Raw genomic sequence first — 12,973 nt, 5'->3', positions numbered from 1 at the left:
CTTTTGAGGCTCCTCCATCGGTGAATCAAGCGTTTTTGCGGATGGCGTCGGCAACCACATTGACGATGCGGTCGATATGTTCTTTTTCGACGATGTAGGGTGGGCAGACCACGACGTTGTCAGCCGCCGGCCTCACCAGCACACCGTTGTGGAAGCAGTCCATGAAGATGTCATAGGCACGCTTGCCCGGCACACCCGCCACCGGCGCCAGCTCGACCGCGCCGGCCAGCCCCAGGCTGCGAATACCGATCACATTGGGCAGGCCCTTCAGGCCGCTGTGCATCGCGTCGCCCAATACCTTGCCCATCTGGCCGGCACGTTCATACAACTGTTCTTCCTTGAACAGCTCCAGCGTCGCGATTGCGGCCGCGCAAGCGACCGGGTGGCCGGAGTAGGTATAGCCGTGAAAGAACTCCACGGCATGCTCGGGCGCACCGGCATTGGCATTCATCATGCCGTCATAGATGCGGTCGGAGCAGATCACACCGCCCAGCGGGATGACACCGTTGGTCACGCATTTGGCGAAATTTAGCATGTCGGGCACCACACCGTAATAGTCCGCCCCGAAACCGGTGCCCAGGCGGCCGAAACCCGTGATAACTTCATCAAAAATCAGCAGGATGCCGTGCTTGTCGCAAATTTCGCGCAGGCGTTTCAGGTAGCCCTTGGGCGGCAGGTACCATCCGGCGCTTCCTGATACCGGCTCGACGATGACGGCAGCCACGTTGCTCGGGTCGTGCAGCGGCAGGATGCGATTTTCCAGCTCCAGCAGCAGGTCTTCCTGCCATACGGGCTCAGTACCGTTGATGTAGGCGTGGTTGACCGGGTCATGGATGAAACGCATGTGGTCCACGCGAGGCAGCAACGCGGCGCCATACACCTTGCGATTGGCCGGAATGCCGCCCACGCTCATGCCGCCGAAACCAACGCCGTGGTAGCCCTTTTCACGGCCGATGAATACATTACGGTGGCCTTCGCCCCGCGCACGGTGGTAAGCCAGCGCGACCTTCAACGACGTGTCCGCGGCTTCTGAGCCCGAATTGCAAAACAGCACCTTGTTGAGGTCGCCGGGCGCCATGCCTGCGATGATCTCGGCGGCCTTGAAGGCCTGGTCGTTGCTGGCCTGGAAAGCGGTCGCGTAGTCCAGCGTATCGAGCTGCTTCTTTATGGCGTCGTTGATGGGCTTGCGATTGTGGCCGGCGCCCACGCACCACAGGCTGGAAATACCGTCGATCACCTGGCGCCCGTCGTGCGTCGTGAAATGCATGCCGTCTGCGGCCACAAACACGCGCGGGTCTTTTTTGAAGCTGCGGTTGGGCGTGAACGGGAGCCACTGGTGCTCCATGTTGAAATTCTGGTAGGCCATGGTGATTTCTTTCCTGCGTCGAAAGGAGTGAAGCTGGGATAGCAGCGCTTGATCTTGCATTCTGGCACTCTTGCCGCCGCCCTGCACCGTCAATTGCCCGCCGGCCGGGCAGACACAGTCTTCACCTGCGACAATTCACCCCCTATGAATCACGCTTATATCCTTACCCTGTCCTGCCCGGACCGTATGGGCATTGTTCACGCGGTCTCTGGCTTCCTGTTGCAGAACGGCGGCAATATTGAGGAAGCTGCGCAGTACAACGACCACGACACCGGACTCTTCTTCATGCGGGTTCAGTTTGCCTGCGACCAGCTGACCCAGGAAGAACTGAAGGTGCAGCTCGAAGCATTCGCCTCACCTTTCAGCATGAAGTGGAAGCTTCACTCGACAGAAGCTGCCATGCGTACCGTGATCATGGTCAGCCGCGACGGCCATTGCCTCAACGACCTGCTGTTTCGCTGGAAGTCCGGCATGGTGCCGCTGGATGTGCGCGCCATCATCAGCAACCACCGCGATTTTTACCAGCTGGCGGCAAGCTACAACGTTCCTTTCCACCACATCCCGGTGACGGCGGCCACCAAGGCGCAGGTCGAAGCAAAGCAACTTGAAATCATCGAGGCAGAGGGTGCCGAACTGGTCGTGCTGGCGCGCTACATGCAAGTGCTCAGCAACGACATGTGCAACTCGCTCTCGGGACGTGCCATCAATATCCACCACAGCATGCTTCCGAGCTTCAAGGGCGCCAGACCGTATTACCAGGCACATGAACGCGGTGTGAAGGTGATAGGCGCGACGGCGCATTACGTTACGGCAGACCTTGATGAAGGCCCGATCATCGAACAGGATGTGACCCGGGTTGATCACAAGGACACAGTCGAACACCTGACCGCCCGCGGCAAGGACACCGAAAGCCGGGTACTTGCACGCGCCGTCAAGTGGCACAGTGAACATCGTGTGCTTTTGAACGGCCACAAGACTGTCATCTTTAAATAGCCATGAGCCCCCACGGTCGCTCACTGCGTGTAGCTTCCTGCCCCCCTCGGGGGCCGCTGCGCCTGCGGCCCGGCAAAGCCGGTTCCGCGGCTCCTGCTTGCAAAGAAGCGTCGCAAACGACGCGTAGCGTTCACTAGTAGACATGGCTACTCCTGCCCGAATCCCACCCATTCAATGCCTGCTGACCTTTGAGGCGCTGGCGCGGCTGCGTAGCGTGACCCAGGCGGCCGAAGAACTCTGCGTCACGCCCAGTGCGGTCAGCCACCGCGTCAAGCAGCTGGAGCAGATCATCGGCACCAAGCTGTTTGGCCGTGCCGATTTTTCATTGACCACCGAAGGCAGCGAATACCTGGCGCATGTGCGCGAAGGCCTGGCCACACTGCAGAAATTTCCCGGCGCTGCCGGGCAAAGCGCCGCCCCCGGCAAGCGCAAGTTACGGCTGGCGGTCACGCCCACGTTCGCACGCTCCATCCTGATTCCACGCCTGCGCCAGTTCACCGATGCCTATCCTGAAATCGACCTGACGCTGCAGGTGTCCATCCCCCTGCTGGACGTGGTGGCCGAGGATGCCGACCTCATCGTGCGCTTCGGCACCGGCCGCTATGCGGACCTGGAGCACGTCTGCCTCAGCAAGGACGAAGTCGCGCCGCTCGCCTCACCGGCTTTTGTGCGCGAACACGGCCCCTTTGAGGCGGCTGAAGATCTCGAAGGCGAAAGCCTGTTGCGCTCGCCGCTGGAGCCATGGCGCACGTGGTTTGCCGCCCACAAACTTGATTGGCCCGAACCCACCGACGGCTCCCAGTTCAACGACATCGGCCTGATGTGCGATGCCGCCGCGGCCGGCATGGGCATCGCGTTGATACGTCTCAAGCTGGGCGCGCCCTGGCTGGAAAACGGCTCGCTGGTGCGGCTGGGCAGCAACGAAGTGTTCGCCGGTAATATTCCCAGCCCGCACGCACATTACCTGTGCTGGCGCACCGGCACCATGGACCGCTGGGAATGCGCGGCTTTTGCCGACTGGCTGCGCAAAAGCCTGGGTTAGGGCCCCAAGGCCTGTTAATGAGAAGGCCGCCGCTCGGCGTTGCAAAGCCTTGACGGGGCCCCTGAGTTTTGTGCCTTGCTCAAGGCCTTTGACATGCAGCGCATCCTGCGTAAACAAATAGCACTAACAGGTCCTGACGCCGTCCGATAAGTGGTTTTGCGTCCGTACCGGCTCATGCTTATGATGGGCTGGCCGTGACACCGGGGGAGGGCCCGGCCGGCTGCACATAGCCAAAAAAACCAACCCGTTCAACGAGGGAAAATCTTATGAGGAAAAATCAATTGGCCGTCGGCGTGGCCGGCGTCCTGCTCTCCATGCTCGCCCTGTCGCCTGCGGTTCATGCCGAGGGTAAGGCGGCCGCGGCCAAGGCCGTCAAGCCCGGCACCTTCTGTCCCATCCAGGACGCCAAGGAGTGCCAGGCCGCTGTGACGCCCGTGCAAATCCTGTCGCGCTTCAAGGCCGGCAATACGCGTTTCGTTTCCGGCAAGCCGCGCCACCAAAACTACCTCAAGGAAGTGAAGGCCACCGCGGACGGCCAGTTCCCACTGGCCAGCATAGTGTCGTGCATTGATTCGCGCGCACCGGCCGAGATTGTGTTTGACCAGGGCATAGGTGACCTTTTCAACGCACGCGTGGCAGGCAACATCGTCAACGAAGACATCCTGGGTAGCCTGGAATTCGCACACAAAGTCATGGGCGCCAAACTGCTGGTGGTGATGGGTCACACCAGCTGCGGTGCCATCAAGGGTGCTTGCGACGACGCCCAATTGGGCAACCTGACGGGACTCATCGGCAAGATCAAGCCAGCCGCGAACCTGGTGTCCGCCGACATCAAGGATCGCACGTCCAAGAACTATGCCTTTGTCGAGATGGTGGCGGAGAGCAATGTGCATCTCACAGTGGAAACGATTCGCGAGAAGAGCCCCATCCTGCGCGAGATGGAGCAAAAGGGAGAAATCCTGATCGTGGGGGCCATGTACGACGTGAAGACCGGCAAGGTCAAGTTTTACGACACGCCCGGCGCCGGCAAGGCTCCGGGAACGAAGTCTTGAAGCTCTTCCCGTTTTGAGCGGATTCTGGCGGCCGGCATTTCACACCCGGCATTAAATTTCTTCAACCCGGCCGCCGCCGCTTGCCCTACAGTCTGGTTTCAACCCCGGAGCCAGACAGACCATGAACGCCCCCGCCTCGCTCAAACAGCAAAGCCAGCTTGAACGCTCGGAACGGCAGTCGCAGGTCGTGCGAGCGCTGCGGGCGGTGTTGCCGGCTCATGCCCTGCTGTGGAACAACGAAGACACCACACCTTACGAGTGCGACGGCCTGACCGCCTACCGCCAGCGGCCGCTGGTTGTGGCTTTGCCCGAGACCTATGACCAGGTGCAGGCCGTGCTCAAGAGCTGCCATGCGCTGGAAGTGCCGGTGGTCGCGCGTGGCGCCGGCACCGGGCTTTCCGGCGGCGCCATGCCGCACAAGCTGGGCGTCACGCTATCGCTGGCCAAGTTCAACAAGATTCTCAAACTCGACGCCATCAGCCGCACGGCCGTGGTGCAGGGCGGCGTGCGCAACCTCGCCATTTCCGAAGCGGCCGCGCCGCTGGGCCTTTATTACGCGCCCGACCCTTCCAGCCAAATAGCCTGCACCATAGGCGGCAACGTGGCCGAGAACTCGGGTGGCGTGCATTGCCTCAAGTACGGGCTGACGGTACACAACGTGCTCAAGGTCAGAGGCTTCACCATTGAAGGAGAGGAAGTTGAATTCGGCAGTGATGCACTCGATGGAGCAGGCTATGACCTGCTGAGCGTCATCATCGGAAGCGAAGGCATGCTGGCCGTGACCACAGAGGTGACGGTGAAACTGATACCCAGGCCTCAGCTGGCGCGTTGCATCATGGCCAGCTTTGACGACCTGCGCAAAGCCGGCGATGCCGTAGCCGCCGTAATTGCGGCGGGCATCATTCCCGCCGGCCTTGAGATGATGGACAAGCCGATGACGGCCGCAGTGGAAGACTTTGTGCACGCCGGCTACGACCTCACCGCCGAAGCCATCTTGCTGTGCGAAAGCGACGGCACGCCGGAGGAAGTTGAAGAAGAAATCGGCCGCATGACCGACGTGCTGCGCCGCTGTGGCGCCACGGCCATTGCGGTGAGCCAGGACGAGGCTGAACGCCTGCGCTTCTGGAGTGGCCGCAAAAACGCCTTCCCCGCATCGGGACGCATCAGCCCCGACTACATGTGCATGGACTCCACCATCCCGCGCAAGCGCCTGGCCGACATCCTGCTGGCTATCGCCGAGATGGAAAAGAAATACCAGCTGCGCTGCGCCAATGTGTTCCACGCGGGCGACGGGAATCTGCACCCGCTGATTTTGTTTGATGCCAATGATCCCGACCAATTGCACCGCTGTGAACTCTTCGGCGCAGACATCCTGGAAACCAGTGTCGCGATGGGCGGCACCGTGACGGGCGAACACGGCGTGGGCGTGGAAAAGCTCAACTCCATGTGCGTGCAGTTCTCCGCCGAGGAAAACGAGCAGATGTTCGGTGTCAAACGCGCGTTCGACAGCAAAGGCCTGCTCAACCCGGGCAAGGTGATCCCGACGCTGAACCGCTGCGCCGAATACGGAAAAATGCTGGTACGGGGCGGGCAGATCAAGCACCCCGATTTACCGCGCTTTTAGGCGAAAGACGCAGCCGCATGAAAACCTCATAGACTGCGCGGGCAACCCACGGCCCAAAAAATGCATACGACGCTGTCCATCGGTTTTTCCACCATGCGCCGCCAGGTCTCCCGTGGCCTGGCAGGCGCCTTGCTGGCGTTCGTTTCGCCGTGGGGCTGGTGCCTCGAGGTGGGGCAGTCACTGCCCCACCTCGAGCCCTTCGACAAGGCCATGCTGGAAGTCATGAAGAAATACGATGTCCCGGGCGCCAGCCTGGTCGTGGCCAAGGACGGCAAGCTGCTCCTTGCCAAAGGTTACGGCTATGCCGACAGGGACAAGCAGGAAGCCATGACGCCGCAAACCCTGTTCCGCATGGGAAGCATCAACAAGACCTTGACAGCAGTCATGGTGCTCAAGCTGGCGGAGGACGGAAAGCTGAAGCTGGACGACCCGGTGCTGCCCCTTTTCGAAAAAGCCGGAATAGCACCCTCCTCCCCCGCCGACCCGCGCGTCAAGGACATCAGCATCCGGCACCTGCTTCAGCATTCAGGCGGATTCGATCGGGAGCGCTCTGGTGATCCGTTTTTTCAGCCCCGGCTCGGAGCCGTTGCCCGCCGGCAAGGCGTGGCACCCGTCAGCTGCGATGCGATCATCCGGGATTCCCTTCAGGACAAGCTGGATTTCGCGCCCGGCGAGCGCTTCGCCTATTCCAATACCGGCTACTGCATGCTCGGAAGGGTTGTGGAAGTCGTCACCGGCGAGTCCTACCGTACCTTCAGCAGCCGGAAGTTTCTGATGCCGTCCACCGGCAAAGGCTTTCAGGCCGCAAGCAGCACCGAGAGCCGGCAGGGCGAGACGAAGTACTACGCGTATCCCGGAGAGCCGCTGCAGCGCGGCGCACCGGGTGTTACGAACGCGAATGTGCCCAGCCCTTACGGCTCCTACTCCGTCGAAAACATGGACGCGCTGGGCGCCTGGATTGCAACGCCAACAGATGTGCTGAAGTTTTTCCTGGCGATCGACGGCGCACGGGGGAAACGGCTTCTGAATGAGGAATCGTTGCAAACCATGCGCAGCGAGCCGATGCTGGAAAAAGATGGCAATCCGCGCAGCTTTTATGCGGCAGGCATCCACGTCGTCAGGAGTGACAAAGGTGATAACTGGTGGCACACGGGCAGCCAGCCGGGCCTGCAGACCCTGGCACTTCGGACCCGGCAAGGCTATGCATGGGTGGTAGCCTTCAATTCCAGGCCGGACCCATCCGGGCGCCGCGCATTCTTCAAAGACATCGACCAGGCACTGTGGGGCGCGGCGAATGCGGTGCGGGAGTGGCCGCAAGGAGATCTTTTTTCCAGCCCTTAAACTTTCCAGATGGGTATTGCCATGACCATCCCAGCAATTCCCGGCGATGCCCTCGCATCGAGAGTGCACCCACCTGCCGTGGAAATCATGTCATGACAGCATCGCGGAATTTGGCCTGGTTACTCGTTTTTCAGTCCGCAGGGGAACTTCTTTCCCGCGGTTTTCCCTGCCGTTTTCGGGCCCTGCGATTGGCGTGGTTTTGCTTCTGCCGGGCCTCCAGTCAGACACGGTGCGCAGCCCTGTGGCAGTGTGCGCAGACTTCTTGCTCTCGCACCTTTCGTTACTCTTTGTACCCGTCGACGTCGGGATGATGACCCGTCCGTCACTGGTCAGCCAGTACGGCGCACGCATGCTGCTGGTCGTGGTGGCGTCCACTTCGGCGGGTTTGCTCGTGACCGTGCTGATGCTGCACCTGGACGGTCGTCTGCCTGGCCGGTGCCCTGCTGGCCACCGGCGTGCCTTACCCCACCTATTTTGCGGGCGCCCAGTTCATCCATTTCCTGCTCGGCCCTGCGGTGGTGGCACTGGCATGGCCACTATGGTTGCGGCGCGAAGAACTGCGCCGGGGTCGGCTGCTGCTTGCGGCCGTAGCCGGTGGTGCTGCGGCCAGCGGATCGGCATTGTTGCAGGGATGGGCCGCAGGCTTGCCCGTCGAAGTTACCCTGTCGCTTGCGCCCAAATCTGTCACCGCACCAGTCGCCATGGGTATTGCGGAAAAGATCGGCGGAATCCCTGCGCTGGCGGCTATGTTTGCCGTGGTTACTGGCCTCGTGGGTGCGCTCAGCGGCAAATACCTGTTTGACGCCTTGCGAATTCCCGTTGACGCTGCAGGCTGGGCCGCGTGGTTTTGCGCTGGGCACGGCATCTCACGGGCTGGGCGCCGCGCGGGCCTTGCAGGTCAATGCCGACGCGGGCGCTCCGCCGGGTTGGCGCTGGGCCTGCAGGTGGTTCTGGCGTCCGCGCTGGTACCGCTGGCGTTCCGGTGGCAGTAGCCAGAACGGCGAACACGAAAACCCCGCATCACTTTCCTGCCGCGAGCAGCAGGAAAGTGATGTGGAGGTTTCGGTGGCGCGTTAGAAACGCGCCCTGTTTTTGCTTTAAGTCTCCTACACCGCCTGCAAACCTGGTTTGACCGCACTCGCCGGCTTGGCCGCAGCCAGCGCACCGAACAGGATCTCGCCTGAGAGCTGGCCGCCTTCTTCAATCACCAGCTTGCCGTAGCGGATGATGCCCGTGACTTTCCCGGTCGAGTAAATCACCAGTTTCTGCCGCACTGTAAGGTTGCCGTTGAATTCCCCACGGATTTCCGCCACGTCGATTTCTGCGGAGCCCTTGAACGCACCCTGCTCGGCAATCTGGATCACTCGCGAATCCATGGTGGCTTCCACCAGGCCTTCGACCACCAGCGTATCGCAGTCCGTGATCTCCACGCCCTTCAGTTTGATATTGGGGCCGACCGTCAACTTGCTGCCGCCTTCTTTTCCCGTGCTCGCAGGCGCTTCATTGACCGCCTTGGCGGTGTTTTGCTGGTTCACATTTGAAGACGATGCACCCGACTGCAGCGCGCCGGAAGCACTGGACGTGCCCGTGGTCCCATAACCATTTCCCGGGCCATGACGCAAGCCCGTTGGTGTCTCGTTTTCTCGCTTGCCAAAGAACGGTGTTGCCATTGTGAGTTCCTTCAAAAAGAACGCATGGTACGTCTGCAGAAAATTAAAAGCTTCAGTGGTGTGCAAGATAGGTAACGAAATTAATTCTTACATTCACCAGTTTGCATTGACGATGCGGCAAGAACAACAGACCTTACGTGCGCCTACGTCCGGCCAGCAACACATGAGGAAAACTCCATCCAATTGGCGCTGGAGATTCGCTCACTTCGTTTCGGTACATGCGATGGATTTTTTTGACGCAGTGGCAGCGCCGATCTTCCAATGTCGAAATGCCTCAAACCTCGGATACCGGTCGCGTGTAGCATGTCGGGCACCATGGCCGCTGACAATGAACTCCACACATTCGCGCTTTTTGACACTGCTGTTGGGCAGTGCGCGCTGGTATGGAACGCACACGGCATTGCAGCCGTGCGCTTGCCCGAAACATCGGAGCGCCGCATGTTGTCCCGTCTGCGGGGAGAGTTTGCGCCGCTCGCGCCCGCCACGCCACCACAGGACATGCAGCTGGCCATAGACGCCATGACAGCCCTGCTGGCAGGTGACGCCCGCGATTTGCGGTTCTGCATACTGGATCTGCGCCGCATTCCCCCGTTTCACCGCCGGGTTTATGCGATTGCACAGGAAGTCCTTCCGGGCAAAACATGCACATACGGCGATATCGCCACCGAGCTTGGCGAACCCGGCTCGGCGCGTGCCGTGGGTCAGGCGTTGGGGCATAACCCGTTTCCCATCATCGTGCCTTGCCACCGCGTGCTGGCCGCAGGCGCGCAGTCGGGCGGCTTCTCAGCGCCGGGTGGCGTCTCGACCAAGTTGCGCATGCTGCTGATTGAAGGCGCGGAAATCGGCGGCGCGCCCGGCTTGTTTGACCGTGAGCCGCCGCCCTCCACGTCATAGTCATTGAACAAACGCCCATCACTACGAAACTCACCCACCCATGCCGCACACCTTTACAGACAAAACGCCCGCAATTCGTCTCTATTCAGCCCGCCTCAGCATGTTCGGCGCCAAGGTGCAGATCGCCGCGTTTGAAAAAGGCATACCGCTCAATATCGTCATGGTGCCCTTCTCGCAGACCGAGGGCTACTCACCCAAGCATCCGGAGGTCGTGCGAATCAACCCGAAAAAACAGGTGCCCGTACTGATCAACGGCGACCTGGAGCTGTTTGACTCGACGCAGATCCTGGAATACCTTGAAGACCTGCAGCCCCAGCCCGCGCTGTGGCCGGCCGGCATCGCCGCCCGCGCCCGCGCCCGCCAGATGGAGCACATGTCGGACGAGGTTTACTTTCCTCACATCATCCGGCTCATGGGCCTGCAGCACAGCCTGGACGATCCGCAAGCGGTAGCCGCAATTGATGGTGCGCGGGCCTTCTACACGCGGCTTGAAAATCTCCTGCAAGGGCGGGAGTTCGTGATGGAGAGCTTCTCGTTTGCCGATATCGCGCTGTACATGGCGATGCTGTTTGGCGAACGCCTGGGCGCGCCCCTTACACCGGCTACGCCGTTGCTGCTGGCATGGCGCGACAGGATGAGTGCGCGGCCTTCGGTGCAGAGCGCGGTGATCCCCATGGCGAAATACCTGTTGTCGGACGGCAGGCCTCTGCCTGCCTTCATGGCCGAAATGCTGCAAGCGGCCTGACGCCAGGGCCCACACCCGACGTGGGTGCTCGGGGAAAACCGAGCAAAGACCGGCGCTTTGGCGCAAACTGGTGAACTGGCCGTGCAAACAAATCCAACAAGCGCGGACCGGCAAAAAAGGAGTTCGCCATGCCCCGCCACACCCCTATCGAGCGTTATCGCAACATTGGCATCAGCGCGCACATCGATGCCGGCAAGACCACCACGACCGAACGCATCCTGTTCTACACAGGTGTGAACTACAAGATCGGCGAAGTCCATGAAGGTACGGCCACCATGGACTGGATGGAGCAGGAGCAGGAGCGCGGCATCACCATCACCTCGGCAGCGACCACCGCCTTCTGGAAAGGCATGGCCGGCAACTACCCCGAGCACCGCATCAACATCATCGACACGCCCGGCCACGTGGACTTCACCATCGAGGTGGAGCGCTCCATGCGTGTGCTCGACGGCGCGGTGATGGTATATGACGCCGTGGGCGGCGTGCAGCCGCAGTCAGAAACCGTCTGGCGCCAGGCCAACAAATACAAGGTGCCGCGCCTGGCATTCGTCAACAAGATGGACCGGGTCGGTGCCGATTTTTTTCGCGTGCAACGCCAGATCAGCGAGCGTCTCAAAGGCGTGGCTGTGCCGGTGCAGATTCCGGTGGGCGCGGAAGACCATTTTCAAGGCGTGGTAGACCTCGTCAAGATGAAGGCCATCATCTGGGACGACACCAGCCAGGGCCTGCATTTCGAGTATGGCGACATTCCGGCAGACCTGGTGGAGACCGCCAACGAGTGGCGCACCAAGATGATTGAGGCGGCCGCTGAAGCCAATGACGAGTTGCTCAACAAGTACCTCGCGGGCGAGCCGTTGAGCGAAGACGAGATCAAACAGGGGCTGCGCCAGCGCACAGTGGCCAACGAGATCGTGCCCATGCTCTGCGGTAGCGCCTTCAAGAACAAGGGCGTGCAGGCGATGCTGGACGCGGTGATCGACTACCTGCCTTCGCCGGTGGACGTGCCGGCCATCCTGGGTCACACCGAAGACGACGGGGAAGCGGAACGCCACCCGAAAGACGATGAACCCTTCTCGGCGCTGGCTTTCAAAATCATGACCGACCCCTATGTCGGGCAGCTGATTTTCTTTCGTGTGTACTCCGGTGTGGTCAAAGCCGGAGACACGGTCTACAACCCCGTCAAGGGCAAGCGCGAGCGCCTGGGCCGCATTTTGCAGATGCATGCCAATGAGCGCAACGAGGTCAAGGAGGTGTACGCCGGCGACATCGCCGCCGCCGTGGGCCTGAAAGAAGCAACCACCGGCGACACGCTGTGCGACCCGGCCCACGTCATCATCCTGGAAAAGATGGTCTTCCCCGAGCCTGTGATTTCACAGGCCGTTGAACCCAAGACCCAGGCGGACCAGGAAAAAATGGGTATTGCGCTGCACCGCTTGGCGCAGGAGGACCCTTCGTTTCGTGTACACACCGACGAAGAGTCGGGCCAGACCATCATCTCGGGCATGGGGGAATTGCACCTGGAGATATTGGTCGACCGCATGAAGCGCGAGTTCAGCGTAGAGGCCAATGTGGGCAAACCGCAGGTGGCCTACCGTGAAACGATCCGGCAGGCGGTGAACGATGTTGAAGGCAAGTTCATCAAGCAGTCGGGCGGTCGCGGGCAGTACGGACACGCGGTACTCAACCTGGAGCCGCAGCCTTCTGGCAAGGGCTTTGAGTTCGTCGATGCCATCAAGGGCGGCGTAATTCCACGTGAATACATTCCGGCGGTCAACAAGGGCATTGTGGAAACACTCAAGGCCGGCGTGCTTGCGGGCTACCCGGTGGTCGATGTGAAGGCCACGCTGGTGTTTGGCTCCTACCATGATGTCGATTCGAACGAGAACGCGTTTCGCATGGCCGGTTCGCTCGCCTTCAAGGAAGCCATGCGCCGTGCCAAGCCGGTGCTGCTGGAGCCCGTGATGGCGGTCGAGGTTGAAATGCCCGAAGACTTCATGGGCAATGTGATGGGCGACCTCTCATCGCGGCGCGGCATGGTGCAGGGCATGGAAGACATTGCGGGCGGCGGCGGCAAGCTGGTGCGCGCCGAGGTGCCGCTGTCGGAAATGTTCGGCTACTCGACCACCTTGCGCTCACTCACGCAGGGCCGGGCTACCTACACCATGGAGTTCAGGCGCTATGCCGAAACAACCCCGGATGTATCCGCTGCCATCATGCGCGGCAAGGGCACGTAGCTCCGCGCATGA

The 12,973-nt window shown here is 61.1% G+C and carries 11 protein-coding genes and 1 pseudogene; 10 read left to right on the top strand and 2 right to left on the bottom strand.

The features are described from left to right. Positions 1–25: 25 nt before the first annotated feature. Positions 26–1,366 (bottom strand): omega-aminotransferase AptA, encoded by a 1,341-nt coding sequence (gene aptA / locus AC1DU8_RS00980; protein ID WP_457281470.1) that lies wholly within the window; start codon positions 1,364–1,366, stop codon positions 26–28. Positions 1,367–1,510: 144 nt separating this feature from the next. Between aptA and purU the strand changes: the two genes are divergently transcribed. From purU to AC1DU8_RS00945, 7 genes and pseudogenes are all read left to right on the top strand, one after another. After that, positions 1,511–2,359, top strand: a complete 849-nt coding sequence (gene purU / locus AC1DU8_RS00975; RefSeq protein WP_457281471.1) for a formyltetrahydrofolate deformylase — start codon at positions 1,511–1,513, stop codon at positions 2,357–2,359. A gap of 142 nt (positions 2,360–2,501) precedes the next feature. Beyond that, entirely contained in the window at positions 2,502–3,401 is a 900-nt protein-coding gene (locus AC1DU8_RS00970; RefSeq protein WP_457281472.1) for a LysR substrate-binding domain-containing protein, read from the top strand. A gap of 266 nt (positions 3,402–3,667) precedes the next feature. Then, positions 3,668–4,453, top strand: a complete 786-nt coding sequence (locus tag AC1DU8_RS00965; RefSeq protein WP_457281473.1) for a carbonic anhydrase family protein — start codon at positions 3,668–3,670, stop codon at positions 4,451–4,453. A gap of 121 nt (positions 4,454–4,574) precedes the next feature. After that, positions 4,575–6,077 carry an FAD-linked oxidase C-terminal domain-containing protein gene (locus AC1DU8_RS00960; RefSeq protein ID WP_477666443.1) on the top strand — a complete coding sequence of 501 codons (1,503 nt, stop codon included), beginning with the start codon at positions 4,575–4,577 and terminating at the stop codon, positions 6,075–6,077. A gap of 60 nt (positions 6,078–6,137) precedes the next feature. Beyond that, on the top strand, positions 6,138–7,418 hold the full coding sequence (locus AC1DU8_RS00955; protein WP_477726354.1) for a serine hydrolase domain-containing protein: 1,281 nt from the start codon (positions 6,138–6,140) through the stop codon (positions 7,416–7,418). A 46-nt stretch (positions 7,419–7,464) separates the two neighbouring features. Continuing rightward, a pseudogene (locus AC1DU8_RS00950) lies at positions 7,465–7,764 on the top strand (CidA/LrgA family protein); the annotation flags it as partial. A 109-nt stretch (positions 7,765–7,873) separates the two neighbouring features. Continuing rightward, entirely contained in the window at positions 7,874–8,410 is a 537-nt protein-coding gene (locus AC1DU8_RS00945; RefSeq protein ID WP_477726353.1) for an LrgB family protein, read from the top strand. 114 nt (positions 8,411–8,524) lie between these two features. Here AC1DU8_RS00945 and AC1DU8_RS00940 read toward each other — a convergent pair whose 3' ends face one another. Beyond that, a complete protein-coding gene (locus tag AC1DU8_RS00940; protein ID WP_457281477.1) occupies positions 8,525–9,088 on the bottom strand; it encodes a bactofilin family protein in 564 nt (187 codons plus the stop codon). Between the two features lie 315 nt (positions 9,089–9,403). Here AC1DU8_RS00940 and AC1DU8_RS00935 point away from each other — a divergent pair, with 315 nt between their 5' ends. From AC1DU8_RS00935 to fusA, 3 genes are all read left to right on the top strand, one after another. Continuing rightward, the gene (locus tag AC1DU8_RS00935) at positions 9,404–9,982 is read left to right on the top strand and encodes a methylated-DNA--[protein]-cysteine S-methyltransferase (RefSeq protein WP_457281478.1); all 579 of its coding nucleotides are present in this window, start codon (positions 9,404–9,406) and stop codon (positions 9,980–9,982) included. 40 nt (positions 9,983–10,022) lie between these two features. Beyond that, positions 10,023–10,727 carry a glutathione S-transferase family protein gene (locus AC1DU8_RS00930; RefSeq protein ID WP_457281479.1) on the top strand — a complete coding sequence of 235 codons (705 nt, stop codon included), beginning with the start codon at positions 10,023–10,025 and terminating at the stop codon, positions 10,725–10,727. Positions 10,728–10,855: 128 nt separating this feature from the next. Next, a complete protein-coding gene (gene fusA / locus AC1DU8_RS00925; RefSeq protein WP_457281480.1) occupies positions 10,856–12,961 on the top strand; it encodes an elongation factor G in 2,106 nt (701 codons plus the stop codon). The last annotated feature ends 12 nt before the right edge of the window (positions 12,962–12,973 follow it).

It is taken from the genome of Polaromonas sp. P3_A5 (genome assembly GCF_056403055.1).
Note: the sequence above shows the minus strand (reverse complement) of the source record. Positions and strands in the feature narration are given on the sequence as shown.

Bases quoted from the DNA above. Each gene is read 5' to 3' on its own strand.
- purU (WP_457281471.1), top strand. From the start codon at position 1,511: ATGAATCACGCTTATATCCTTACCCTGTCCTGCCCGGACCGTATGGGC.
- aptA (WP_457281470.1), bottom strand. From the start codon at position 1,366: ATGGCCTACCAGAATTTCAACATGGAGCACCAGTGGCTCCCGTTCACG.
- AC1DU8_RS00935 (WP_457281478.1), top strand. From the start codon at position 9,404: ATGGCCGCTGACAATGAACTCCACACATTCGCGCTTTTTGACACTGCT.
- AC1DU8_RS00960 (WP_477666443.1), top strand. From the start codon at position 4,575: ATGAACGCCCCCGCCTCGCTCAAACAGCAAAGCCAGCTTGAACGCTCG.
- AC1DU8_RS00970 (WP_457281472.1), top strand. From the start codon at position 2,502: ATGGCTACTCCTGCCCGAATCCCACCCATTCAATGCCTGCTGACCTTT.
- fusA (WP_457281480.1), top strand. From the start codon at position 10,856: ATGCCCCGCCACACCCCTATCGAGCGTTATCGCAACATTGGCATCAGC.
- AC1DU8_RS00965 (WP_457281473.1), top strand. From the start codon at position 3,668: ATGAGGAAAAATCAATTGGCCGTCGGCGTGGCCGGCGTCCTGCTCTCC.
- AC1DU8_RS00955 (WP_477726354.1), top strand. From the start codon at position 6,138: ATGCATACGACGCTGTCCATCGGTTTTTCCACCATGCGCCGCCAGGTC.
- AC1DU8_RS00940 (WP_457281477.1), bottom strand. From the start codon at position 9,088: ATGGCAACACCGTTCTTTGGCAAGCGAGAAAACGAGACACCAACGGGC.
- AC1DU8_RS00930 (WP_457281479.1), top strand. From the start codon at position 10,023: ATGCCGCACACCTTTACAGACAAAACGCCCGCAATTCGTCTCTATTCA.